This window comes from Roseivirga thermotolerans, from assembly GCF_014653175.1.
Taxonomy (GTDB): domain Bacteria; phylum Bacteroidota; class Bacteroidia; order Cytophagales; family Cyclobacteriaceae; genus Roseivirga; species Roseivirga thermotolerans.
The window spans coordinates 553,284-576,596 of the sequence record NZ_BNAG01000003.1 but is presented as its reverse complement, the minus strand read 5'-3'; the positions used below and the strand labels follow the sequence as shown (position 1 = coordinate 576,596).

Below are 23,313 nucleotides of genomic sequence, written 5' to 3'. Positions count from 1 at the left end.
TAAAGGGGATGTTGAGAAATGAAGTCATCAGAGTCTTCTGGCGAGAGATTCTGATGGTGGTTAGGTTCTATGAAAACGGGTACCTCAAAGGCCTGCCTCTACTACTGACCCTCTTTTTTACCCTGAGCAAAGCGAAGGGCCTGTCAAATACCCAATTCCACCTGAACATTCACCCAAATAGGCGTATGCAATTGCTCTTGCTTTGACCACAGCATCTTGGTACTTTAGGTCACCCGGTAAAATTAAGAATGAATAATGATGCGAATGACCACAAATGTTGACCAATACCTTGCAGAAGGCTGTGGCCGATGTTCGCTGGGAGGAACCCCCGACTGTAAGGTGCACCAGTGGAGCCAAGAACTGCAAAAACTACGATCCATTGCGTTAGAATGTGGTCTGACCGAAGAAAGCAAATGGGGCGTACCTTGCTACACCTACCACGGTGCCAACGTGGCCATGATCAGCGCATTTAAAGATTACTGCTCTCTGAGCTTTTTCAAAGGCGCTCTGTTGAAAGACAAGTATCAAATGCTTGAGAAGCCCGGCCCCAATTCTCAAGCAGCCCGCTTGTTTAAGTTTACTAACCTTGAACAGATACTACAGGCAGAAGACTCTATCAGGCTCTATTTGTTTGAAGCCATTGAGGTAGAAAAGAAAGGACTCAAAGTAGACATGCAAGCCAAAGACCACTTAGACTATCCTGACGAATTGCAGGCCAAGTTTAAGGATATGCCCGAACTGAAAACAGCTTTTGAAGCACTCACTCCGGGCAGACAAAGAGGTTACATCATTCATTTTTCTCAACCCAAGCAATCAAAAACACGCTTAGCCCGAATCGAAAAGCTCATACCCAAAATTATGGATGGCAAAGGATTCTTTGATCGGTAACCGGCCTGCGCCTACTCCTAATGAGCCATAGCCCATGCCGCTAACAGCATAATGTCATCACTATTTTTTCAATTTCATTTTCTCGATGAAAATTCCTGAAGCTGCCTTACCAAACCTTCCCCGGCACTGGGACGCTTAATGCCTTCTCTAACCAGCTTTCCGTCTTTGGTAATTACTAAGTAAGTAGGAAAGCCCGTGATCCCTACTTCCTTATCCAACTTTTGATACTGTTCCTCATTGAGGAAATAATTATCACCAACGAGCTCATGCTTTTTCACCATTATATCAAAAGACTTTTTGGTAGACTGGGCACAGAGGTAAACATAAACTACATCTTTAATCTTGCTCTCTTTAATCCGCTTCATGTTAGAGAACTCTCCTATGCATGGCCCACACCAGGTGGCCCACACATCAATATAAACCACCTTGCCTTTGTACTTCTCCTTAAGCTCTCTTAAGATGTTGTCAGAAGACTCAGCAATCTCTACCCCTTCTACAAACCTGGCATTCTTCAAAATTTCAAAATCCGCAATGCTCTGCTCAATACTTTCAAGAACCGAGGGCACCAGGTTTAAACCACCCAACTTTGCCTGGATGTAGTCGGGCACCTGCAACCCCTTGGTAGTAAAATTCATGTTAACGTAGGTGGCCACAATACTAGACCTTTGAACCGTACTCAACCCTGCAATCTTCGATATCAAGTGATCCCATCTCACCTTTCTCTGAATATCAAGAATATCTTCCTTATAAGACTCGAATATGGGCTTTATATCTCCTTTAAAAGACAGGTTTCCGAAAGTATTTTTCCTGCTCCTTTCCTTCTCTTTCCATTCGTTTATGATGCCACGGTTTTCTTCACTTAGGCTTTGGTTTGATAGAAACTCATACACGTACTTCAAACTGCGATCATGGATAGCTTTGTATTCCTTTGGCATTGCGGCCATGGTAAATTCCCGCGTAAGATTGGCATAGTTATCGGTCATCAGGTCACCGATCTCATCAGGCATCAGGCTCACCACTTTATCCAAATACTCATCAGACACATCTACCGCCTCAATTCTTCCTCCATTTTTACCAAGATTGTGCATCCATATATATCTTCTTAGATCATCGGCTGCGTAGGTTCTTACATCGCGTAAACTATAATCTTTTATGAACGAACTTGTAGGAATTGAGTCGAAGTAGCTCTCATAGAACCGATGATGCGACTGCCAAAGCTGTAGTCTATACTCCAGGTAAGCATCAGAATCCAGGGTTTTCTGAAGACTATCATTCTCCTCATAGTTTCTGATCTTCATATATTCAGGGTGCAGCAAGCGAAACTCTTCATTCTCAGCGGCCAAATCGCCCATAAAATCTAACTTTTTAGCGGTAGTCCAGCTTCCCTTAAATGAAGCTTCATCAATTACCATGGCCTGTTTAGCTCCCGGTGTTGAGAAATAGTAAAAAAAGGCATCACCAACGCTCACCATTACTGATTGCGGATATTCAAGTGGGTATATAATCTTAAATTTTCCCCCGCTATCCACTTCTTCTACAAACTTCTTCTGCCCTTCACTAAAGGCATGATTATAAATAATAGATATGGTCAGAGGCATTGTATCTTTAGGTATCACTATACCCTGCAACACTACCTGGTCTTTCTTGAAAAAATCTTTACTCACATCTGTCTTCCCCACCTCTCTGCTCGAAATGTTAGTAGACTTATAATTTTGTACAGGTAATGACACTCTATTTGCGGTTAAAACACCTCTGTTCCCGTTCTTTCTCAGGCTCAATTCAGTCTCCCCTTCCTGATTCCTTAAGCGCAACTTACCGTTACTAAACTCCACTACGTCCCAGAAGTCGGCCTTGTAAAGTGCATACTTTTCTGAAAGCAACAATTGGAGTTCATTTGTTCCATTGCTTGAGTACCATCGCCCCGTTACTTCTTGAATACTCTGAGACTGTACTTTGGAAAAACCAAAAGATAAAAGAAGCAATAGAAGGTAAAGTCTTATTCTCATGTCTAGTTGAATTAAATCTTTAGTTATTAAACTAAATAATTATTACTTTAAATATCAAGGATTTAGAATTAAGATTGCTTTGTTATCAAATTCCTTCAGCCAGAAACGCTCCATAAGTGGTGATGAATATGAAAAGATGTCTGATCCTACCTTTACTACTTCTAAGCTTCAACCTATTCTCTCAGGTAGAAGGAACTATCTCTTTACCCAATGGCCACATGTATTACCGAACATTTGGTGGCGGTCCGGACACTTTATTGATCATAAACGGTGGTCCGGGAATGAGCAGTGAAGGATTCGCTGATCTGGCTGCTGAGCTAGGTAAAAATTGCCTGACCATTATATACGATCAACGAGGCACGGGGAAATCTAAAATCGACATAGTTAGTGAACGAAGTATGAGTATGGACTTACTGGTCGAAGATATTGAAACATTACGTACACACCTCGGTGTAAAATCATGGGTAGTTTTTGGGCAATCTTTTGGTGGCATGTTGGCTTCCTATTATACCACCAAACATCCAAGTCGGGTAAAGGGCTTAATCCTCTCCTCATCTGGTGGCATAGACTTGGAGGCCTTCGATGATTTAGATATTCCCGGCCATTTGAATGATGAGCAAAGGCAGCGATTCAATTACTGGAGCAGGCAAATCAGCAACGGTGACACCTCATTCCATGCCCGACTGGAGAGAGCCAAAAACCTGGCACCCGCCTATCTATACCATGACAGAAAGGAAGACATAGATGCCATTGGCCTCCGTTTGACTCAGGGCAATATGGAAGTGAATGGCATTATCCATCGCAATATGCAATCCATGGGTTTTGATTGTAAACCGGGCTTACAAAATTTCAGTCAGCCTGTGCTCATTTTACAGGGCACCAACGATATTATACCAAAGTCTATTGCTGAAAAAACTCACGCACTCCTGCCCCACTCAAAACTGGTATTGCTGAACAATTGCGGCCACTACGGTTGGTTGGAGCAACCTGAAACCTACTTTAATGAAATACGCAGTTTTTTGAGTAACCTAAAATAGACCGCCCCGGATAAATACGGTGTAACCTGCCTTTCACTCACAAGACTAAAAGAGCATAATATACAGGCCTCAATTGGGCTTTTTGAAAACATTAACGCCAACAATGACTGGCATTTGAATCACAAGGAGTTACTTGCTAGCCAAAACAGCACTCATGGTCCTACTTAACCGCACACTAATAATCTTTTGCCTGCTTTTAGCGCAGGTTGGTTTTGCACAAAACACTCACCTGTATACACCACCCCAAACCTTAAACCATGATGGTTGGTTAACCTCCGGTTTAAGCGAACAGCGTATAGACACGGCTTCCATCTATAAAATGTTATATAGCCTCAGAGCTCAGGAGCATCAGATACACAGCATCGTTCTGGTTAGAAACAACCGCCTTGTACTAGAAGAATACTTTGGCGAAGGTACGCGCCAAAATCCACATGACCTTCGCTCAACTACCAAAAGCATAAGAGCCATTCTCATGGGCATTGCTGTAGAAAAAGGGTTCATAAAAAGTATAGACGACTCCATATTCGACTACCTGAAAAGCCATGCACCTGAGAAAAATTCGATTGCTCAAAAACAGCAAATCAGCATCAGGCATTTGCTCACCATGTCGAGCGGACTCGATTGCAACGATTGGGACAAAAACTCCCTCGGGCAAGAAGATAAAGTGTACCGAAAAAAAGACATCATTCAATACACTTTAGACCTTCCGTTAATTAATACTCCTGGCGAAAAAGCCGCTTACTGTTCAATGGGGTCAATACTAACAGCCGAAATCATAAGCCAGGCTTCAGGCATGTCTATCGATTCATTTGCCAAGAAATATCTTTTCGATGAGTTGGGAATAGACCATTACTTTTGGGGGCACACCAGCAAAAAGCAGGTCATACCATCTGCAAAACGCCTATACATGACCTCTCGCGATATGGCAAAAATCGGTCAACTGGTACTTAATAATGGGCAATGGAATGGTAAACAATTGGTTTCGAAACAATGGCTTACCGAAGCCACTAAACCCAACGTCAAAATTACCGGCATGGACTATGGCTACTTCTGGTGGTCCATTCCTTTCAAGGTAAATAACCAAACCATCCATTCTATTATGGCCACGGGCAATGGCGGACAGTACATTATGATTTTCCCCAGCCTGGAGCTTATTGCCGTTTTTACCGGTGGGGCATACAATAGTGAGGCAGACAAGGCACCATTTGCCCTGATGCAAAACCTTATTTTACCAGCCGTAAGGCATTGAAAGCCTTTGGCAAGGGTAACCTTTTCTTCTTTTTGGTATATCTCCAAAAGAACCTATGAAACAACACCTCAACAAAGAAAAAGCTACCGAAAGCAGGTCTGCGGCCAACCGGGTCTCAACAAACAGCCAACCCATTCAAACCAAAAGTATTCCCGGAGGAGTGATTCAATTGGGCAAGAAAAAGAACGCTATAAAGAGAGCCAAAGATCAAAAGGGTGGAGTAAAACATCACATTCGCCCTGAATATCAGGATGAAAACGAAAAGCAGATGGAGCTAATAGCCAGTGGGATTGACCGAAAAGAAGCCAAGCGAATGGCCAAAGCAGCTTTAAAATAAGGAGGATAGTTAACGGTCTAAAAGCCTGGCTTACCGCAAAACATTTTTGCTTAAATAACCGTGGGTTGCAAAACCCGTCATACTCATCGGGTACCTGATAAAAGTGAAAGCTTGTCAAAGAGTCAAATGAACCGGAGGCCACAGTCTTAAGTACATATTTCTCAATGCATCCTATCCCCTCTCACTTCCAGAGACTCAATAATTTTGGCCTCCTCTACAAGAAACTCTTTCCAGCGTTTCGATACATACTCTTCACCCATATACGACTTAGCCAGGCTCAAAAAGTTTTTGTAGTGCCCTGCTTCCGATACCATTAGTTCATAGTAGAATTTTTTGAGTTCTTCGTCCTCAATATGCAAGTGTAGCATCTTAAACCGCTCGCAACTTCTGGCCTCAATAAGGGCGTTCATGAGCAGTTTTTCTACCAGTTGCTCTTCCCGGCCTCCACCTTTCTTAAGAATACCCTGGAGCCTGATTACATATTCGTCCTTTCGCTGTTTGCCCAACTTCATGCCGCGCTTGTTGAGCTGCTCAATTACACGCTCAAAGTGGCTCCACTCCTCAGCCACCACCGGGGTCATCATATCCACCAAGTCCTTTTTGTCTGGGTATTGCACAATAAGCGAAATACAGGAAGATGCTGCCTTTTGTTCGCAATAGGCATGGTCTACCAAAATATCTTCAATATTCATTTGAGCAATATTGACCCAACGCGGGTCGGTGGGCAACTGAAGCCCTAACATATGGTTGGTGAATTTTTCGGACATGCCGCAAAGGTAAAGCCAGCCATTCATATTCAAAAACCACAGTTTTGAATTAATCCATATTGCTATTTCAACTTGGTTAATTTCTATGATTAGGCCATTTTTGTCCCTTTCAACGATAAATAACAACATGAAAAAACTCCTACTTTCTACTGTAGTACTCTGCTGCCTGAGTGTTGTGCTTTCTGCACAAACCGATTCCGTTGTGGTAAAAAAAACAGGATCATGGGGCCTTAACTTTGCCAATGTTGGGCTTTCCAACTGGGCGGCCGGGGGCGAAAACTCCATTGCTTTAGGCACGGTATTCAACACTAAAATTGTAAGAACACACGGTCAGAACAAATGGACCAATCAGCTCGATTTTGCACTGGGTGGCGCCAAGGTAGGCGATAAAGACTTTCGCAAAACAGACGACAACATAATCCTTATCTCCAAGTATGCCCATGCCTTCGACCCCACCTGGTCGTTTTCCGTTTCGGGTATCTTTAGAACACAACTGCTGGAAGGTAGGAAGTTCAGCCCCAACCCGGTGATTCCCGGTGAAGAAATAGCTCAAAAGATTTCGAATTTTATGGCCCCGGGCTACCTCACCATCAACCTGGGTATTGAGTACGACCCAAGCAAAGTATTTACCCTTTCTTTTGCTCCGGCTGCCGGTAAATTCACCTTTGTAATGGACGATGACCTGGCTGCTGCCGGTGCTTTTGGTGTAACCCCCGACAAACACTACAGAGCAGAATTTGGTACTAACATGTTGGCTGTGCTGGATCTGCCCATTATGGAGAACATCAATTTTAAAAGTACGCTCAACTTTTTTACAGCCTACGATACTTTTGGCAATGTAGATACCAACTGGGAAACTCTATTGGTTATGAAGGTGAATAAATGGTTCAACGCCACCTTTGGAACTCAATTGATTTATGACGATGATATTTTGATTGATACTGGCGATGGAGGAAACCCTGAAAGAGCTATTCAGTTTAAGCATGTGCTTAATTTTGGCGCTAACTTCTCGCTGTTTAGCAACTAATCGAAGAACAACCACCTTACCCCCATATCCAGCGTACGCCCCGTACCTGGATATGTAGGGGTTACAAAATACCCCTTCTGCGAAAGCTGATTTACGTGGGCCATTTTAACGAGAAACAGAAAATTGCCCACCTTAAAATTGAGGAATACATCGGCCTTTACATATTCATTATTCTCAAACCCATTTTGCAAATAAAACTGCTGCACCACCGGGTCATAAGCCAAGCCTTCATAGGCCGACCGGTAATGGGCCTCAATACCGGTATGAACGATCATTTTACCATCGAATATCTCGTTTTTAAAGGCAATTTGAGACAATGCCAGAAGTTGAGGAACTCTGTAATTATTAGCCGAACCTCCTGACACGGAGGTATAGTGTACAGTGTTGCTCCAACGAATACGAGAGGTTAGCTGCCAGTCGAAGTGAGTCCCCGGAGTTAAGAGCAAAACATCGCTATTGGCCTGTTCTGGTAGCTTATTTTCATTGAAAAAGATGTAGTTGGAAATGCGACTAAAGCGAACAAACGGACGAAACGAAACACGAGCACCATTAAGCTTCAGTGTTCCGGTCAGGTGATCGGCCGACTCTGCCGAGAAATCATTGGTCCAGCTTCTTTGCTGACCATTGTATCGGTCTACGAGATAAGAAGGTTGCCTGTTTAGCCTTGTAAATCGGGCTTCAAAAAAACTACTGGTAAAGTCACCTTCAATCCTGTAGTTTCCTTCAAACATAAACTCACCCGAGGCCGTGAGGAATATTTCAGGGGTTATTTGCTGACGAAGCGTACCACCCACATAGTGCTCCAGATCTCGCCCGGTATAACTCTCCCGAAAAATCTGATAGCGCAAAGCCCTATTCTTATAGTAAGCCGTATATGAAAACTTCTTTGTGCGGCCTTTTAACCCCAACTCGTTGAGCAACTCCCTAAAAAAAGAACCTTCAGCCACGGTATCTCTGGTTTTTCCGGGAGTAGCTTCATTATATATGTATTGATCAAAACCACTCAAATCGTAGGCATCGTAGTACCTCACCAGTTGCTCAGCATATTGTCCCGAGTGGTATACTTGAAATATCGAGTCCAGATCGTATTGCTGGTAAATATGAAAGCCTCCTCGTTTATCATAACTCTCAGCTCCACTCAGATTTACGTTGGCATCGCGGCCATCAAAATAAGAATGTGGTTTATTCTGAGGGTTATTGCCGGTGAGTAAAGAAGGGTCTACTACCCCACCTTGCTCGCTCACCCTATGTTTAAACTGTGTTGTATTAAAGAGCAACAAGTATTTTTTCAACCCTTTAGGACGAAGAAACCCAAAAATATTCCAGTCGTTGCTGTTCACATGCCTGTCACCACGAGTCAAAAAAGCCACCTGCTTATCAGCCCTGATGGAGTTAAAGTTCATGCCAATGTTGAACTGGGTGCTGTCATTAAAAGTAAAGGTCACGCGGGTAATGGATCTGCCTCCTCCGGCAAATAAAGCCTGAATATCAGTATAGGGTGAGCGTGTATCGAAATAACGAATCTGGTCTGGTGTTGTCGCAAAAGCATCATAGGCATGATACCCCGAACTACGCCCAATGGTATTGGCCGGTTCGTAAAAGAGAGAACGCTGGGCTGTGCCCACGTTGCCAAGGTTCTGAATCAAGTAGCGATTTCGCTCCAAATCACTCACCCTGTGCATGTTATCGGGCAGCGTATCGGGGTGCCGAAAAACAATATTGTTAAACTTAAAATTCTTTTCGTAAGTAAAGCGGGTACTTCGGGCATTGTAGTTCTGTGTGTTGGCCTGCGCCTCGGCATCTCTCGCTCTCATTCGGGCCTCCAATAACGAATCGGTTTGGCTGGAAAACGAATTAATATCTTGCCCATTTGCCACGCCAAGGCAGAAAAATAAGACGAACAGAAAGAGTGTTTTTTTAAGCACGGCCAAAATTAAGAATTCAGTTCACGTTTTCTGCCTTCAATGCATTCTAATAAAAGTTTCTCAAAAATTTCCGGCCTGTCGATACTCACCTCAATCGGTTGATAAAAAACATTGAATTGCCGCATAAGCGGATGGTCTGCAAAAGGCAAAAGTCGTACCATGTCCTTTTCAGTAGTGACTATGGAAAGCCGCTTTCCGTTAAGCTTTCTTAAAATTCGGTCCAGATCGGCCGACTTGAAGTTATAATGGTCTACAAATTCGAATCGTTCCATTAGCGTAAAACGCTTCTCCAGATACTCATAAAATGGCTTAGGCCTGGCAATGGCAGAGATTACAGCTACTTCCTTCTCAATCTTAGCCTTATTGAACACAGGTTTTAATTCTCCATACTCTATGCTGGAAAAAAAGACAGGAGCCACAGAATTATAAGCTCTCACTTCTTTCTCTATTTCAGCTTTTGTTGAATCTGATATCGTTTTTGGGCATTTGGTAATGACAATGGCATCGGCACGCCCAGCCTCACTTCTGCCCTCGCGCAAACGACCAGCCGGCAGAACAAGGTCTCTGTAAAACGGGGCAGAAAAATCGCTAAGCATAATATTGAAGTCTCTGCTCACTTTTCTGTGCTGATAGGCATCATCCAGAAGTATCAGCTCCGTTTCCGGATAATCCATAAGCAAGTGGGGAATGGCCAAAATGCGCTCTTCACCCACTACCACCTTTATTTCCTCACCGAACTTGCGATAAAACTGCAACGGTTCATCACCCAGAGTGCGAGCCGTATCTTCCGGTGTTGCTATGCGCTCACCGGTAGTTTTCCGTCCATACCCACGGCTCACTGTAGCCACTTTATAACGATCTTTCAACCGACCAATCAGGTATTCGATCATTGGTGTTTTACCCGTCCCCCCTGTAGAAAGGTTACCCACCGAAATCACCACACGGTCAAAAGTAGTTATGGGGCGGCTGCCATTGTTGTACTGTATATTCCGCAAGCGCATTATACCGGCATACAATACCGAAAAGGGAAACAATAAATACCTAATGATTTTCATAGCAGGCTGACTATCTTAGCCATTGAAAGACGGAAAATATGGCAAAGATAAAGGATATCACAGATTTTCTAGAGCAAATAGCCCCACGTGCTTATCAGGAAGGTTACGACAATGCCGGACTACTTACGGGAGATCCCAAAATGGAGGTAAAGGGCGTACTTTGCACACTGGACTGTACCGAGTTAGTTGTTGATGAAGCGGTGACTAAACAATGCAATTTAATTGTGGCACATCATCCCATTGTATTCAAAGGACTTAAACAGCTCAATGGCAAAAACTATGTGGAGCGCACCATTATTAAGGCCATTAAAAATGACATTGCCATTTATGCTATTCACACCAACCTGGACAATGTACACACTGGCGTGAATCGTAAAATTGCCGACTGCCTGGGGTTAAACAACCTTCGCGTTCTTGCGCCCAAGGCAGATACACTCACCAAACTGGAAACCTTTATCCCCACTCAACATACCGATGAAGTATTGAATGCCATGCACGGGGCCGGAGCAGGTCACATTGGCAACTACAGCCACTGCAGTTTCCGAATTTTGGGCACAGGCACTTTTAAGCCTAACGATAAGGCCAACCCAACCATAGGCCAACAAAACCAACAAGAATTTGTAGAAGAAAACAAGGTAGAGCTCATATTTCCAAGCCATTTACAGGCCCAGGTAGTAGGTGCACTCCAAAAGGCTCACCCTTATGAAGAAGTAGCCTATTATCTGCAACCACTTAAAAACACCAATCAGGAAGTAGGAGCCGGTATGGTTGGAGACCTTGAGCAGCCCATGAGCGAACAAGACTTTCTCGCTCATCTAAAAAAGAGCATGCAGCTCAATACCATTAAATATACCCCCCTAAGCCACAAACCCATTCAACGAGTGGCGGTTTGTGGCGGTGCAGGCAGCTTTCTGTTAGGCACTGCTATGGCAGCCGGTGCTCAGGCCTTTGTCACTTCTGATTTCAAGTACCATGAGTTCTTTGATGCGGAAGAAAAAATAATGATTGCCGACATCGGACACTATGAGAGTGAGGTATTTACAAAAGAGCTGCTTGGTGCGTTTATCAGTGAAAATTTTGCTAATATTGCAACCTATTTGTCAGAGGTGAATACGAACCCCGTAAAGTACTTCTAAAAACACGGTTAATGGAAAAAACAGTTGCACAGAAATTAGAGGCGTTACAGCATCTACAATCTATTGATTCTCAGCTAGATGAAATTAAAAAAGTAAGAGGTGCCCTGCCCGATGAGGTGGCCGATCTGGAGGATGAGATAGCTGGATACGAAACAAGAATAGAGAAATTTAAAAACGAGCTTGCTGAGCTCGAAGCCAATATTGCTGATCACAAAACTCAGATTAAGAACTCTGAGGCGCTGATCAGAAAATATGAAGAGCAACAAATGAATGTTCGAAATAATCGTGAATACGATGCCATTACCAAGGAAATCGAACTTCAGAATTTGGAGATTCAAATCTCAGAAAAGCGAATAAAAGAAGCTTTCGTTAAAATAGACGCGAAGAAAGAAGAGATTGAGCGCACTGAAAACGAGCTAAGCGAAAGAAACAAAGACCTTGACACCAAAAAATCGGAGCTTGAGGTATTGACTAAAGAAAGCGAAGCCGATGAAGAAAAGCTCTTGAAAGATCGCGAAAAAGCAGTTAAAAACATTGAGGAGCGACTTCTTAACTCTTACACTAAGTTGAGAAATAATGCCCGAAATGGTCTGGCCGTTGTGCCGGTAAGCCGTGGAGCTTGCGGAGGCTGCTTCAACATTGTTCCTCCTCAGCGTCAGGCCGATATCAGAGACAGTAAAAAAATCATTGTTTGCGAACATTGCGGCAGAATCTTAGCCGAGGTAACCGATGAAATTGTAACTGAAGAGAAAAAACCAGCAAGAAGAACCAGAAAATCAGCTAGTTAATTCACTGATGTTTCTTAAAGAATATAGTAAATGGATAGGCCTTCTGGCTTATCCATTTTTTTTGTGCCTTGTTTTGAACAGCCAGGGACAGTCTGCCCGTACTCTTGACTTACTAAACTTAGCACTGCAACCCGGTGAGGCACCCCAAAAAGCCCGTACTAATACAGACCTCCAGGAAATATATACTCAAAATCTTCACGACTTTGTTTATCTCATCTTTCATGAATCAGATTCTGCTTATGAGGCCCTCAAGCCCCTGGAAGATCAGCGGTTAAAAGCCATAAGCAAAGCTTCCGATCAATCGGCCTGGAAAGGTTTTGTAGAAGCCGAGCTAAAGCTGCAATGGGGCTTCCTAAAACTAAAATATGGCGATGAATGGGGGGCATTTTGGGCCATCAGATCAGCCAATAAAAGTATTGAACGCAACCTCAAGGCTCATCCAGATTTTCAGCTCAACCAAAGAACACGCGGACTTTTGCAAATTCTATTTGGGGTTACTCCGGAAAACTATCGCTGGGTATTTAATCTATTCGGCATGAGAGGCACCGTAAATGACGGCCTCAATCAACTAAAACAAGTCCCAAACACCCATTCCATGCAATCTTTGGAGTCTGCCATAATATTGGGAATGGTTTACTCCCACCTACTGGAAAACTTCTCCATGGCGCCTTCATTCATTGCCAATCACAAATGGAGCAACACCCCACTGGCCTCATACTTCCAGGGCATTATTATGGCCAAATCTCACCGGGCCGAAGAAGCTCGTCAGCTGTTTTATCGAGTAAGGAGCAAAGTGCCTTTTGCCGAATATTTGCTTGGCGAAACGTATTTTCAACAGGGAAAATACACCGAAGCCATCGACCACTTTAGCAGTTTTATACAGTCCTTTAAAGGAGCCAGCTACCAAAAAGATGCTTTACTTAAAATGGGGCTGAGCGCCAAATTTATGAATAGGCCGTCTGAGTTTAACCACTACATTCGGCAGGCTAAAGAAAAAGGTAGTTCAGGCACTGAAATTGACAAAAACGCAGAAAAGATACTGGAAAACCTGGGGCAAACGCACTGGCCCATGCTTCAGCTTCGGTTTGCCATAGATGGCGGCTTTTACGAGTTCAGTCAATCTTTAATAGAGTCTATCGAACGAGAACCCCTCACCGAGCTACTTCAGGTAGAACTAACTTATCGTAAGGCACGAATGGCTCATTTGCAAAACCGAAGCAAAACTGCCATAGAACTGTACAGAGCAGTAATAGATAAAGCCGAAATGATTGAAGAAAGCTATTATGCTCCCAATGCTTTTTTGCAGCTCGGCTATTTACAGCAGCAACAAGGACAAAACACCATGGCCAAAATGTATTTTGAACGAGTGTTGAGCTTTAAAAAACACCCCTATAAATCGAGCCTCGATAGTAAGGCTTCGCTAGCCCTCAGCCAACTCTCCCCTTCAAATGATTAGTATCGTTGTACTTTTCTAACTGAAAAGATGTACCTGTATACGCCAACTGATACAGGCATAGATTGGAATGCTCGAACATATCCATGCACTTTAGCGGATAATTGAGCATTACAGCCAACATTACCCTCATAGCTCGGCCATGCATACAAATGAGCACATGATGTTCGTCTGTTCGATCAAGTATATAAGAAAGAGCATTGCGCATGCGTGCTGCTACCTGATCGGGGCTTTCTCCCCCATCTATGGCCAAGTTGGTTTCTCCTTTCTGCCACCGTTCAATCATTTGCAAATAGTAGGCTGTTCCCTCCTGGTCTACGGGAAGTCCCTCTCTGCTGCCCCAGCTAATTTCGTTCAGGTCGGTGAGCACCTCATAGGGTAGCCCATCGTTTATAAAGCCCTCCATAGACTGATGGGTGCGCTTTAGCCCGGAAACATATAGTTTATCAAACGGCCACGAACCATAAGTCTCATAAAAGGCTGCAGCCTGGGCCCTGCCTTTTCCGTTCAAATCAGAGTCAATACCACTACCCTGCACTATTCCTTGCTTATTATAATCCGTTTCACCGTGTCGGGTCAGGTATATTTTTTTGATCATCGATTTGTTCTATTTTTGCCGCTACCAGCCGCAAAGCTAAAAAGTTAATCCCAAACTGAATGTTTCATCCGAAAGCAACCTTAGAAATAATCAACCAAATGAGTAAAAACACTTTGGTTGAACATTTAGGTATAGAAGTAACGGAGTTAGGAAAAGACTATCTCATTGGTAAAATGCCGGTCGATCACCGAACCCATCAGCCTTTGGGTATGTTGCATGGAGGAGCATCGGTAGTATTGGCCGAAACACTGGGTAGCATAGCTGCCACCCTTACGGTAGATCCTCAGAGGCAATACTGTGTTGGGCTAGACATCAACGCCAACCATATAAAATCGGTGCGCAGCGGGTTTGTTTATGGCAAAACCACTCCAATTCATGTGGGAAAACGAACACAGGTATGGGAAATTCGCATTGAAAATGAGGAAAAAGAATTGATCTGCATAAGCAGAATTACCATGGCTGTGCTGGATAAAAAACAAGAATGAATAATCAGGAAAAGGCAATAACCTTAGAGCCCGACTTGGGGTCGTTCACAAAAGAAGAACTTATTAGAGCCGCTTTGCAGTGGGCCGGTAAGCAAGGGCTCCCTGTTGCTCTTTGGCGCAGGCCTTTTCAGTCTGAAGTGAACCTACTCTTGTCGTTCGAAGCGGCCAAAGAGGTAACTCAATACGATATACAAGAACTCTCTAATGGTTTTGCATTTGCTCCTTTTAGCTTCGGAGAAGAAAAAGGACTGTTTATCTCAGGCGACATTCTATTGTCTTTTGATTTTAATGAAACAGTATTTACCCCACTGAATAAAGAACAGGGGTCAGAGCAAATTCAAAAATTCAAAGTTCAGCTTATTGAGCAGCTTGAAGCTTCCAGAACCAATCCAGAAGTTCCGTTGAATGGCGGGATGTCTCTTACCGAACCCTCTTCTCCTTCAGATTATGAGCATTTGGTTGAACGGTGCATTGAAGCCATTCAGGCGGGTACCTTCGAGAAAATAGTACCGGCTAGGAGTAAAGACATTGCCCTACCTGAAAATTTCGATTTGGTTGCCTTTTTCAACGGGCTATGCCAGGCCTATCAAAACGCCTTTATCTCTTACGTCTCAATTCCGCAGGCAGGCTCGTGGTTGGGAGCAACACCAGAGGTGCTCATAGAAAAAGAAACACAAGTTTTCAGAACCATTGCTCTGGCAGCTACCCAGCGCTACAACCCCGATGCTTCACTAACCGACACAGCCTGGACACAAAAAGAAATTGAGGAACAGGCAATGGTAAGCCGCTACATTATTAACTGTTTCAAAAAAATAAGACTGAGAGAGTTTAGCGAAAAGGGACCTGAAACTGTAAAAGCAGGTAACTTACTGCACCTGAAAACTACTTTCGAAGTAGACCTGCAAGCCACCAATTTTCAGGAATTACCCACCGTTATGCTCGAGCTACTTCACCCCACATCGGCCGTAGCGGGTATGCCCAAAGAAGAGACTTTGGCATTTCTCAAAGTACAGGAAAAACTAAACCGAAGGTTTTATTCGGGCTTTCTGGGGCCAGTTAATATTGAAGATTGCACGCATTTGTATGTCAACTTACGATGCATGGAACTGGCTGGCAGCCACGGACGCCTTTTTGCCGGAGCGGGGGTCACGGCTCATTCGCGGCCGCAAAAGGAATTGGCGGAAACTGAAATGAAATTCAATACTTTGCTGAACATTCTCAATCAATCGCATTGATACTGCCACACATCAACGAAATAGCTACAATATGCGCTGCGCATGGCATCAGTCGGGCTGTCATTTCTCCCGGATCGCGTTCGGCTGCCATATCGCTGGCTTTCGAAAACCATCCACAGATTGACGTGCAGGTAGTTGCAGACGAACGCTCCGCTGCTTTCATGGCCTTGGGTATTGCTCAACAGCTCAAAAAACCGGTGGCGGTCATCTGCACATCCGGTTCGGCTGGTCTCAATTATGCTCCGGCCGTTGCCGAAGCCTTCTATCAGGAAATACCTCTGCTAGTCATTACCGCAGACCGTCCTCCGGAGTGGATCGATCAATACGATGGCCAAACCATAAGGCAAACCAATCTTTATGGAGCCCACGCCAAAGCCAGTTTTTCGCTTCCTGTAGACCTTAGCCACAGCGATGCCCGATGGCACGCTAATCGATTAGTGAATGAAGCTATTCTTTGCACCCTAAAATACCCCATGGGGCCGGCCCACCTCAATGTGCCTATACGAGAACCTTTCTACCCTCAGGCAAACGAAAAATTTGAGTACCCAAAGGCAAGGATAATACAAAGACCGACTTCACACTCTTATTTATTGCCAGAGCAATGGTCTGCCCTTCTGACTCAGTGGAATGATGCCGAAAAACGGATGGTTATAATTGGCCAGCATGAACCGGATATGAAGCTCACCAAGGCTCTGAAAGCCCTGGCTGAAAAAGGAAATGTGGTCATCGTAAATGAAGTAACAGCCAACCAGCACATGGTATCCGGTAGCCTTCAGAAACAAGACCTTTTTTTACAATCAGATCAACTACCGGAGGCTCCTGAATTACTCATCACTTTGGGCAATTCACTAATATCGAAAAACCTGAAGCAGTTCTTGCGCAAGAACCCACCCCGCATGCACTGGCATGTTCGGAAGGGTGAGCGTCTGAACGATGGTCTTCAGCATTTAAGCCACACATTCGATTTGTCTCCAGACTATTTTATTGAGCAGCTAGCCAAGCAAGAATCAAGCAAAAGTGAAGGCAGTTTTTATCTTAGTTGGCGGCAAAAAGAAGTACACACCCAACAAAGAAGTAAGGCCTTTATTGAGCGTTGCGGTTTTGGAGAGCTAAAAGCAACAGCGGTGTGTCTGGAATCTCTGCCTCACAACAGTTTATTGCATTTGGCCAATAGCATGGCCATACGGTATGCCAACTTCATAGGCCTGCCTCACCATGTGGAAATTTATTGCAACAGGGGTACCAGCGGAATTGATGGCAGCAACGCCACTGCTGTGGGGACCTCCTTAACTACCTCCAAAATGGTGACTTTGCTTACCGGAGACATGGCCTTTCTTTACGACCGAAATGCTTTCTGGCACGACCAAAAACTGGCCAATTTGCGCATTATTGTTATGAACAATGCCGGAGGAGGTATTTTTGGAATGATAAAGGGGCCCAGAAACCAAAAATCTTACGAAAAGTTGTTTCAGACCCATCAACCACTCACTGCGGCTCTTACAGCCCAGGAATTTGGCTTTGAATACACAGCCTGTACTAATCAATCAGAATTAACTAGTGGGCTTAGTACCTTCTTCGATTCTTCCTCCACGGCCAAAGTGCTCGAAATCTTTAGCGATCCGCTCGAAAACGAGCGTTTGTTGGCGGAGTATAAAAGCTATTGCCTGGGCTTATAATTGATTGGCACCATATCGGCCACCTTTTCAAAACCCCAATACCCCTGCGTAATAAAGCTGATGGGGTCATACACATAGCCGCTGCTTTCAAACTCTATGGCTTTTTTACCTTCTACCAGAGAAATCCACGACACCTGTTCTCCAACCCTTGTTGCAGAAACAGACAGTGAGAGCCCACTCGGATTATTGAATTGCCTGAATTCTTCGCTTTGCCCCTCGCGAGTATAGGTCACATAGAGGTAGTTTTCGAATGGTAATTGTACAGAAAGCTGCGATTGACCTTGCCTGAGAACCCCTGACAAATCCATAGGGTTAGGGTTTAGCACTCTTCCACCCTTTATATCTTTGGCCTCCTGAATAATATAACCTTCTTCCTCCAGCCTGCCTTTGAAGGCCGATGCAAAAAAGTGTTGAAGCGACCCCTTGTAAGCAATTTCTCTGTTTTCTTCCCAACGTCTAAGTTGGCGCTTACTCCTTGGTTTCATTTCTGTGAAAACCGTATAACCATAATATAAGCTTAGCATAGAGCTGTAGTTCATGCTAAAATCTTCCAGATAATATTCTAGCATATAACCCAGCCCCTTATTTTCTACTTTTATGGCCTCTTCGGCAAAAGCATAGAGTGTATTACTCTTCTTATCGAAGTAAAAGTCTATGGCCTGTTCGTTCAATATTTTGCATTTGGCAGCATTAGCCGAGTAGCCTAAAAACAATTCCTTAAAAATGACCATATAACGCTCCCAATCCTTGTCTTTCTTGGCAGTAACAACCACACTGCCAAGGTTTACTTCTTCCGGCTTTAAGGCCATGTCCAGGCGTAGGTCCCGCTCTTCACTAATGCGTATGCTTATGGCATAAGTTTGATACCCTACAAACCTAGCTATCAAGTCGTATGTCCCCGGGTCTGTAACGTTTAATACATATCGACCTTCAGAGTCGGTGCTTACTCCATAAGTGGTTTCGGCAAAGAACACATTGGCAAATGGCAGGGTTTCGCCTGTCTCGGCATCGGTAACAACTCCTCTTATGGTATACTGAGCCTGTAGGCAAACAGGAAAGAACAAAATAAATACAAGTGCTTTTAACGTGTGGTGTAGCATAGGTTGAAGTAAAAAGTTATTGGTTGTAAGTAAAAACTGTTTACCCAAAGAAGGGCAACAAGTTGGGCCACAATAATTTTGCCTAACCTTATAATTCACCAAATTATGCCACACCTTAGTAGATAAATCCTTAGAGGTACAATACTTAGAGCTAATGAGCCAACAACCTTTAATTCATAGCCTTGTAATTAATAGGAACCATATCGGCCACTTTCTCAAAACCCCAATAACCTTTACTGACAAAACTCAGCGGGTTATACACAGAACCGTTACTATAGAACTCAATATGATCCTCTCCTTCTACCAGGCTAATCCACGATACTTGTTCTCCGAAATAAGTAACAGATCCTCCTAATGGATTTACTATTTGTATATACTCATGTGATTGGGCCTCCCACAAGTAGGTCACATGTAAATAATCATTAAATGGGAGCCTGCGGGAAAACTCAAACTGACCTTTAGTGATTAACTCATTGAGATCCACCTCCGTCATGTTCTTTGGAATACCTCGTTCCATATCTGTAACTCTCGCTACCTTAAACCCCTCTTCCTCAAGTTTGCCGGCATAGGCGGCTCTAAAAAAATGCTGCTGAGAACCACGGAAGGCCACTTCTCTGGCTTCGTCCCACCTTCCTTTCTGCCTAGAGTTGCGAGCTTCCATTTCCCTATACACAGTAAAACCCACATAGCTGCTCAGCATGCTGTTATAATCTACCCAAAATCCTTCCAGGTAGTACTCTAAATCGTAACCCAGCCCCATATTTTGAATCTTTATGGCTTCCTCTGCATAAGCATATAAAACGTTCTTCTCCTCATCCATATAAAAATCGATGGCCTCCTCATTGAGAATTTTGCATTTGGCTGCATTAACAGAATAGCCAAGGAACAACTCCTTAAAAAGTCGCATATGGCGCCTCCAGTCTTTGTCTTCGCGTGCAACTACCACAACACTACCCAAATTGAGTACCTGCGGTTTAAGGGTAATATCTAGCCGTACATTGCGTTCGTCTTCGATCCGAATTTTAGCCACATAGGTAGCGTATCCAACGAAACGGGCCACTATTTCATAAGAACCGGGCTCCGAAAATGATAAAGTGTACCTTCCCTCTGTATCAGTGGTTACCCCAAAGGTAGTTTCGGCAAAGAACACAGTAGCCAGAGGCAAAGTCTCTCCAGTTTCTGCATCGGTCACAACCCCCTGAATCTGATATTGAGAGAAGGCCAGAAACGGAATAAAGAATAGAATCAAAAAAGCGAGCTTAAAAACGAACGAATTCTTTAGCATGTGTATATCAGTAAGTTGTACTAAAATAGTCACAAAGTTCGTGGATAGCCAGTCTTTTTTTGATTACCTACAGAAAGTATTAAACAATATCCCGAAGAAAGACAGTTCTTATAATGCTTTGAACAACTACCATCACTTTGCACAGTAGCATGATTTTTCATGAACCACAACCCACTCAGCCTGACATACATCCTCCAGACAGCCCGGTTTTCATTCCTGTAAGTTGTATTTCATTTGATGAATAATGGCTAACATTGGGGCATGGAAGGGCGGATTATTTTTGAGCACAACTCATATACCTTCACTGAACTTTGTGAAACCGAGCTACCTGCCAATCTCTCATGGGCCAATGGTATAAGAGCGTTCGTGCGTGCCTGGCTCAACGAAACTCCAAGCTTTAACCTACAAACCTCCGGTTCTACCGGCAAACCCAAGCAAATCAACCTGAACAGAAGCCAAATGGAAGCCAGTGCCCGAGCCACCATTTCCCACCTTTCTATAAAAAATGGGGCTAAGGCTTTACTCTGCATGAATCCCGACATGGTTGGCGGACGAATGATGCTCGTGAGAGCACTCATTGGGCAATGGCAACTTTTTGTTCTACCCCCTACTTCACTTCCCTTGCTCAACGAACACATAGACTTTACTGCTATGGTTCCGTTGCAAGTTCAATCGCTCATAGACCATAAGGAAGGAACAAGATTTCTGAACAAAGTGAAGCGTATCATTATTGGTGGAGCCGCTATACCCGATAGTCTGGAACAGTCATTACAACAATTGAACAGCGAGGTTTATCAGACCTTTGGCATGACAGAAACTGTATCGCACATTGGCCTGAGAAAAATAAATGGGCACCAGCGATCAGAATTCTATTCCCTCATAGGAGATAATGAGATAGACACCGATGATTTGGGAAGACTGAAAATAAAGGGTTCGGTAACCAACAATGAATGGATACAAACCAACGATCTAGTGGAGATTCATGGGCAGGCATTTAAATGGATAGGGCGAGCCGACATGGTAGTGAACAGCGGAGGAATTAAGGTTCACATTGAACCTCTGGAAAAACAGCTCTCTCAACTTTTGCAAACAGAAGTACTCATATGGAAACTACCTCACCCTACTTTGGGCGAGCAGGTGGTAGCCATACTTAAAGAAGAAGAGGTATACAAAAAAGTGACATCAGGAGAAAAACAAATTGAAAATCAGATAGATAGATACCAAAAACCCAAAATATGGGCACTGATTAGTACCTGGGCGCTTACCGCCAGCGGCAAGCCAGACCGGGCTGCGACACTGCGTAAATGGCAGCGTCAGTAAAAAACCACTTTTAAGAATTTAAGTAAATTACCTAATGACCAAAAGACGGCTGCACCTATATTTGAATATGGCTTCAAATACAATACAGACCAAAGTGAACACAGAGGGTATCTACAAAGACACCGCCAGACAATTGTTAATAGCCGATATGCTCACTTTCGGCAAGTACTTGCTCAACCTTATATTCATTGCCCTTTTCTTTATTCTTGTACTAGAAGCCAAGTCACTATTACAAATCGATATTTTCCCCAACTACAACTTCCCGCTCGATGAAATGGTGAAGGACTTTTTTTAGCCCTTCATTTTAATTACCTCCTGTTGTAGCTCAAGTACAATATTCTTGAGTTTTTCAAAGCTCATATCATCTTCAGAATACTCGGGTATTTCCATACTCAAATAGGCTTTTGCCTCCCAAATCTCTATCACGTCAGAAGCCTCAATCTTATAGGGAGAGTAGGCCTTATTGTCTGAAACCAAAAAGAGTTGCCCCAACTCATCGGTATAGTCAAAAACACGCTTGTAAACCACTCCCTCTTCTTTAGAAAGAATAATGTAGCACCTCCCATTTTTAATAGAGCTAAGACTATCCAGGTATTGGCCAATCACAATGGTACCGGGTTTAATAGGCAACATGGAATCACCGGTAATTTCAAAAGCCCGATAGGTGCCAGAAGTTGGCAAACTAGGTATCTGAAACTTAGGTAGCTCTTCCAGATACTGTGGATCGGCATAACCATTGAGATACCCGGCCGAAGCTTTTTGAGGAATCAAATCTATGTACTCATTGTCCTTGTCATCCACCGTAATGGAGAGCACTTTCATAGCCCCTCCACTCTTTTTATCCATAGCCTGAATCTGCTCAAGAGTTTTACCTTCCAGGTCTTTGGTAATCATGAGATCTACCGAAACTCCAAATACCTTGGCCATATTCAGCAAATTATTCAGTCTCGGGTCGGCCCTACCCTCTTCATAAGCTCCCACCAAAGAACGTTTAATATGAATCTTCTCGGCAAACTCTCCTTGTGTCCACTGATGCAACTTGCGTAGGTATTTGATATTTCCGGCAACAACACTCATAACATATAATTTTGCCCTAAAATAACTAATTATTTTAGCTGTATGTCAAAATTATTAGCTCTATTTTTGGCACACTATTGGTTTGTAGAACCCCGTCAACCAACTCAAAATCAATGAAAATCATTTTAAGCCTCCTCTTCTGTTGTGGTTTAGCCATTTCGCTAAATGCCCAGCACACTGCCGGATTTCAGCTACATTCGTTCTTACCCAGTGGCGAACTCAAAAAAGACTCTCCTGCTATTTGGGGTGGTGGCTTCGGGGTCAATGCGGCATATAACCTGAGTAACTCGCCCATTTATGTAGGAGGAATGTTCGACATGACCCGGTACGGGTCGGAACTGCGTGACGGATGGCACGGAGAAGCATTGGGAGATGTGCGCTACCGCAGACACAACGAAATGATGAGACTCATGGCTTTGATACGGTTTTCTCCCGATTGCGATGCCGGCTTCTACCCTTACACGGACTTTATGGCCGGGGTCAATTACATTTATACCCGCTCTATTCTCAGAGAATCTGCCCTCGGAGAAGCCTTCGATCATTTTGTAGACTGGAGAGATTTCTCGTTTACTTATGGACTAACGGCCGGTGTAGAAATCCCTTTAAACGAGACCGTATTACTCGATCTGTTTTTCAGAACGCTCAAGAGCAACCGCACCAAGTACCTAACCCCAAGCTCCACAACCTATGACCGACAGACCGAATCTTACTTGCTGGAAGTGCGTCAATCCCGATTCGATTCGTTCAGCTTTGGTATTGGACTTAAATTTTACATTGACTAGTAAGCCGCATATCCACACCACTTATACCCCATATTTACGCGCTCCTAAGAATTGAATTTTAGCCCTCGGTTTCTTGGCATATTTTGA

Annotated in this window: 22 protein-coding genes; 14 read left to right on the top strand and 8 right to left on the bottom strand. The window is 43.7% G+C overall.

Going from position 1 to position 23,313, the window contains the following annotated elements:
* Positions 1-264: 264 nt before the first annotated feature.
* Entirely contained in the window at positions 265-888 is a 624-nt protein-coding gene (locus tag IE164_RS12520; protein ID WP_189630570.1) for a YdeI/OmpD-associated family protein, read from the top strand.
* 74 nt (positions 889-962) lie between these two features.
* Here the strand turns inward: IE164_RS12520 and IE164_RS12515 are convergent, their stop codons facing one another.
* A complete protein-coding gene (locus IE164_RS12515) occupies positions 963-2,894 on the bottom strand; it encodes a TlpA family protein disulfide reductase (protein ID WP_189630569.1) in 1,932 nt (643 codons plus the stop codon).
* Between the two features lie 128 nt (positions 2,895-3,022).
* On the opposite strand from IE164_RS12515, the gene IE164_RS12510 reads away from it, so the two are divergent.
* The 3 genes from IE164_RS12510 (at position 3,023) to IE164_RS12500 (ending at position 5,517) form a co-directional block, all read left to right on the top strand.
* A complete protein-coding gene (locus IE164_RS12510) occupies positions 3,023-3,931 on the top strand; it encodes an alpha/beta fold hydrolase (protein WP_229838668.1) in 909 nt (302 codons plus the stop codon).
* Between the two features lie 154 nt (positions 3,932-4,085).
* Positions 4,086-5,180: a serine hydrolase domain-containing protein gene (locus tag IE164_RS12505; protein WP_189630567.1), complete on the top strand. Its 1,095-nt coding sequence runs from the start codon at positions 4,086-4,088 to the stop codon at positions 5,178-5,180.
* 55 nt (positions 5,181-5,235) lie between these two features.
* A complete protein-coding gene (locus IE164_RS12500; RefSeq protein ID WP_189630566.1) occupies positions 5,236-5,517 on the top strand; it encodes a hypothetical protein in 282 nt (93 codons plus the stop codon).
* A gap of 161 nt (positions 5,518-5,678) precedes the next feature.
* Here IE164_RS12500 and IE164_RS12495 read toward each other — a convergent pair whose 3' ends face one another.
* On the bottom strand, positions 5,679-6,284 hold the full coding sequence (locus IE164_RS12495; RefSeq protein WP_229838666.1) for a MiaE family protein: 606 nt from the start codon (positions 6,282-6,284) through the stop codon (positions 5,679-5,681).
* Between the two features lie 127 nt (positions 6,285-6,411).
* On the opposite strand from IE164_RS12495, the gene IE164_RS12490 reads away from it, so the two are divergent.
* On the top strand, positions 6,412-7,311 hold the full coding sequence (locus IE164_RS12490; RefSeq protein ID WP_189630565.1) for a DUF3078 domain-containing protein: 900 nt from the start codon (positions 6,412-6,414) through the stop codon (positions 7,309-7,311).
* On the opposite strand, the gene IE164_RS12485 is transcribed toward IE164_RS12490, so the two are convergent.
* Both IE164_RS12485 and lpxK read right to left on the bottom strand, forming a co-directional pair.
* Positions 7,308-9,236: a putative porin gene (locus IE164_RS12485; protein WP_229838692.1), complete on the bottom strand. Its 1,929-nt coding sequence runs from the start codon at positions 9,234-9,236 to the stop codon at positions 7,308-7,310. The two genes, IE164_RS12490 and IE164_RS12485, sit on opposite strands and share 4 nt — an antisense overlap.
* An 8-nt stretch (positions 9,237-9,244) precedes the next feature.
* Positions 9,245-10,291 (bottom strand): tetraacyldisaccharide 4'-kinase, encoded by a 1,047-nt coding sequence (gene lpxK, locus IE164_RS12480; RefSeq protein ID WP_189630563.1) that lies wholly within the window; start codon positions 10,289-10,291, stop codon positions 9,245-9,247.
* Positions 10,292-10,329: 38 nt separating this feature from the next.
* Between lpxK and IE164_RS12475 the strand changes: the two genes are divergently transcribed.
* Genes IE164_RS12475 through IE164_RS12465 form a run of 3 tightly spaced genes read left to right on the top strand, consistent with a single transcriptional unit; the run spans position 10,330 to position 13,671 of the window.
* Positions 10,330-11,427 carry a Nif3-like dinuclear metal center hexameric protein gene (locus IE164_RS12475; RefSeq protein ID WP_189630562.1) on the top strand — a complete coding sequence of 366 codons (1,098 nt, stop codon included), beginning with the start codon at positions 10,330-10,332 and terminating at the stop codon, positions 11,425-11,427.
* 11 nt (positions 11,428-11,438) lie between these two features.
* Positions 11,439-12,215, top strand: coding sequence for a zinc ribbon domain-containing protein (locus tag IE164_RS12470; RefSeq protein WP_189630561.1), 777 nt, complete (start codon positions 11,439-11,441; stop codon positions 12,213-12,215).
* 7 nt (positions 12,216-12,222) lie between these two features.
* Positions 12,223-13,671 carry a tetratricopeptide repeat protein gene (locus tag IE164_RS12465; protein ID WP_189630560.1) on the top strand — a complete coding sequence of 483 codons (1,449 nt, stop codon included), beginning with the start codon at positions 12,223-12,225 and terminating at the stop codon, positions 13,669-13,671.
* On the opposite strand, the gene IE164_RS12460 is transcribed toward IE164_RS12465, so the two are convergent.
* A complete protein-coding gene (locus tag IE164_RS12460; RefSeq protein WP_189630559.1) occupies positions 13,643-14,266 on the bottom strand; it encodes a histidine phosphatase family protein in 624 nt (207 codons plus the stop codon). The genes IE164_RS12465 and IE164_RS12460 overlap by 29 nt on opposite strands.
* A gap of 98 nt (positions 14,267-14,364) precedes the next feature.
* Here IE164_RS12460 and IE164_RS12455 point away from each other — a divergent pair, with 98 nt between their 5' ends.
* Genes IE164_RS12455 through menD form a run of 3 tightly spaced genes read left to right on the top strand, consistent with a single transcriptional unit; the run spans position 14,365 to position 17,662 of the window.
* Entirely contained in the window at positions 14,365-14,751 is a 387-nt protein-coding gene (locus IE164_RS12455) for a hotdog fold thioesterase (RefSeq protein ID WP_286746838.1), read from the top strand.
* A complete protein-coding gene (locus IE164_RS12450; RefSeq protein WP_189630557.1) occupies positions 14,748-15,986 on the top strand; it encodes a chorismate-binding protein in 1,239 nt (412 codons plus the stop codon). Before IE164_RS12455 ends, IE164_RS12450 begins: the two co-directional genes overlap by 4 nt.
* Entirely contained in the window at positions 15,983-17,662 is a 1,680-nt protein-coding gene (menD, locus tag IE164_RS12445) for a 2-succinyl-5-enolpyruvyl-6-hydroxy-3-cyclohexene-1-carboxylic-acid synthase (protein ID WP_189630556.1), read from the top strand. Before IE164_RS12450 ends, menD begins: the two co-directional genes overlap by 4 nt.
* Here the strand turns inward: menD and IE164_RS12440 are convergent.
* On the bottom strand, positions 17,644-18,762 hold the full coding sequence (locus IE164_RS12440) for a carboxypeptidase-like regulatory domain-containing protein (protein WP_189630555.1): 1,119 nt from the start codon (positions 18,760-18,762) through the stop codon (positions 17,644-17,646). The two genes, menD and IE164_RS12440, sit on opposite strands and share 19 nt — an antisense overlap.
* A gap of 169 nt (positions 18,763-18,931) precedes the next feature.
* The gene (locus IE164_RS12435; RefSeq protein WP_189630554.1) at positions 18,932-20,047 is read right to left on the bottom strand and encodes a carboxypeptidase-like regulatory domain-containing protein; all 1,116 of its coding nucleotides are present in this window, start codon (positions 20,045-20,047) and stop codon (positions 18,932-18,934) included.
* Between the two features lie 261 nt (positions 20,048-20,308).
* Here IE164_RS12435 and IE164_RS12430 point away from each other — a divergent pair, with 261 nt between their 5' ends.
* A complete protein-coding gene (locus IE164_RS12430) occupies positions 20,309-21,367 on the top strand; it encodes an AMP-binding protein (protein ID WP_189630553.1) in 1,059 nt (352 codons plus the stop codon).
* A 67-nt stretch (positions 21,368-21,434) separates the two neighbouring features.
* On the top strand, positions 21,435-21,662 hold the full coding sequence (locus IE164_RS12425) for a hypothetical protein (protein WP_189630552.1): 228 nt from the start codon (positions 21,435-21,437) through the stop codon (positions 21,660-21,662).
* Here the strand turns inward: IE164_RS12425 and IE164_RS12420 are convergent.
* A complete protein-coding gene (locus IE164_RS12420; RefSeq protein WP_189630551.1) occupies positions 21,659-22,444 on the bottom strand; it encodes a LexA family transcriptional regulator in 786 nt (261 codons plus the stop codon). The two genes, IE164_RS12425 and IE164_RS12420, sit on opposite strands and share 4 nt — an antisense overlap.
* 113 nt (positions 22,445-22,557) lie before the next feature.
* Between IE164_RS12420 and IE164_RS12415 the strand changes: the two genes are divergently transcribed.
* On the top strand, positions 22,558-23,226 hold the full coding sequence (locus tag IE164_RS12415) for a hypothetical protein (protein WP_189630550.1): 669 nt from the start codon (positions 22,558-22,560) through the stop codon (positions 23,224-23,226).
* The last annotated feature ends 87 nt before the right edge of the window (positions 23,227-23,313 follow it).

Bases quoted from the DNA above. Each gene is read 5' to 3' on its own strand.
- IE164_RS12435 (WP_189630554.1), bottom strand. From the start codon at position 20,047: ATGCTAAAGAATTCGTTCGTTTTTAAGCTCGCTTTTTTGATTCTATTC.
- IE164_RS12425 (WP_189630552.1), top strand. From the start codon at position 21,435: ATGGCTTCAAATACAATACAGACCAAAGTGAACACAGAGGGTATCTAC.
- IE164_RS12510 (WP_229838668.1), top strand. From the start codon at position 3,023: ATGAAAAGATGTCTGATCCTACCTTTACTACTTCTAAGCTTCAACCTA.
- IE164_RS12505 (WP_189630567.1), top strand. From the start codon at position 4,086: ATGGTCCTACTTAACCGCACACTAATAATCTTTTGCCTGCTTTTAGCG.
- IE164_RS12415 (WP_189630550.1), top strand. From the start codon at position 22,558: ATGAAAATCATTTTAAGCCTCCTCTTCTGTTGTGGTTTAGCCATTTCG.
- IE164_RS12475 (WP_189630562.1), top strand. From the start codon at position 10,330: ATGGCAAAGATAAAGGATATCACAGATTTTCTAGAGCAAATAGCCCCA.
- IE164_RS12430 (WP_189630553.1), top strand. From the start codon at position 20,309: ATGGAAGGGCGGATTATTTTTGAGCACAACTCATATACCTTCACTGAA.
- IE164_RS12450 (WP_189630557.1), top strand. From the start codon at position 14,748: ATGAATAATCAGGAAAAGGCAATAACCTTAGAGCCCGACTTGGGGTCG.
- IE164_RS12420 (WP_189630551.1), bottom strand. From the start codon at position 22,444: ATGAGTGTTGTTGCCGGAAATATCAAATACCTACGCAAGTTGCATCAG.
- IE164_RS12470 (WP_189630561.1), top strand. From the start codon at position 11,439: ATGGAAAAAACAGTTGCACAGAAATTAGAGGCGTTACAGCATCTACAA.
- IE164_RS12440 (WP_189630555.1), bottom strand. From the start codon at position 18,762: ATGCTACACCACACGTTAAAAGCACTTGTATTTATTTTGTTCTTTCCT.
- IE164_RS12495 (WP_229838666.1), bottom strand. From the start codon at position 6,284: ATGTCCGAAAAATTCACCAACCATATGTTAGGGCTTCAGTTGCCCACC.
- IE164_RS12500 (WP_189630566.1), top strand. From the start codon at position 5,236: ATGAAACAACACCTCAACAAAGAAAAAGCTACCGAAAGCAGGTCTGCG.
- IE164_RS12490 (WP_189630565.1), top strand. From the start codon at position 6,412: ATGAAAAAACTCCTACTTTCTACTGTAGTACTCTGCTGCCTGAGTGTT.
- IE164_RS12515 (WP_189630569.1), bottom strand. From the start codon at position 2,894: ATGAGAATAAGACTTTACCTTCTATTGCTTCTTTTATCTTTTGGTTTT.
- IE164_RS12460 (WP_189630559.1), bottom strand. From the start codon at position 14,266: ATGATCAAAAAAATATACCTGACCCGACACGGTGAAACGGATTATAAT.
- IE164_RS12455 (WP_286746838.1), top strand. From the start codon at position 14,365: ATGAGTAAAAACACTTTGGTTGAACATTTAGGTATAGAAGTAACGGAG.
- IE164_RS12520 (WP_189630570.1), top strand. From the start codon at position 265: ATGACCACAAATGTTGACCAATACCTTGCAGAAGGCTGTGGCCGATGT.
- IE164_RS12465 (WP_189630560.1), top strand. From the start codon at position 12,223: ATGTTTCTTAAAGAATATAGTAAATGGATAGGCCTTCTGGCTTATCCA.
- lpxK (WP_189630563.1), bottom strand. From the start codon at position 10,291: ATGAAAATCATTAGGTATTTATTGTTTCCCTTTTCGGTATTGTATGCC.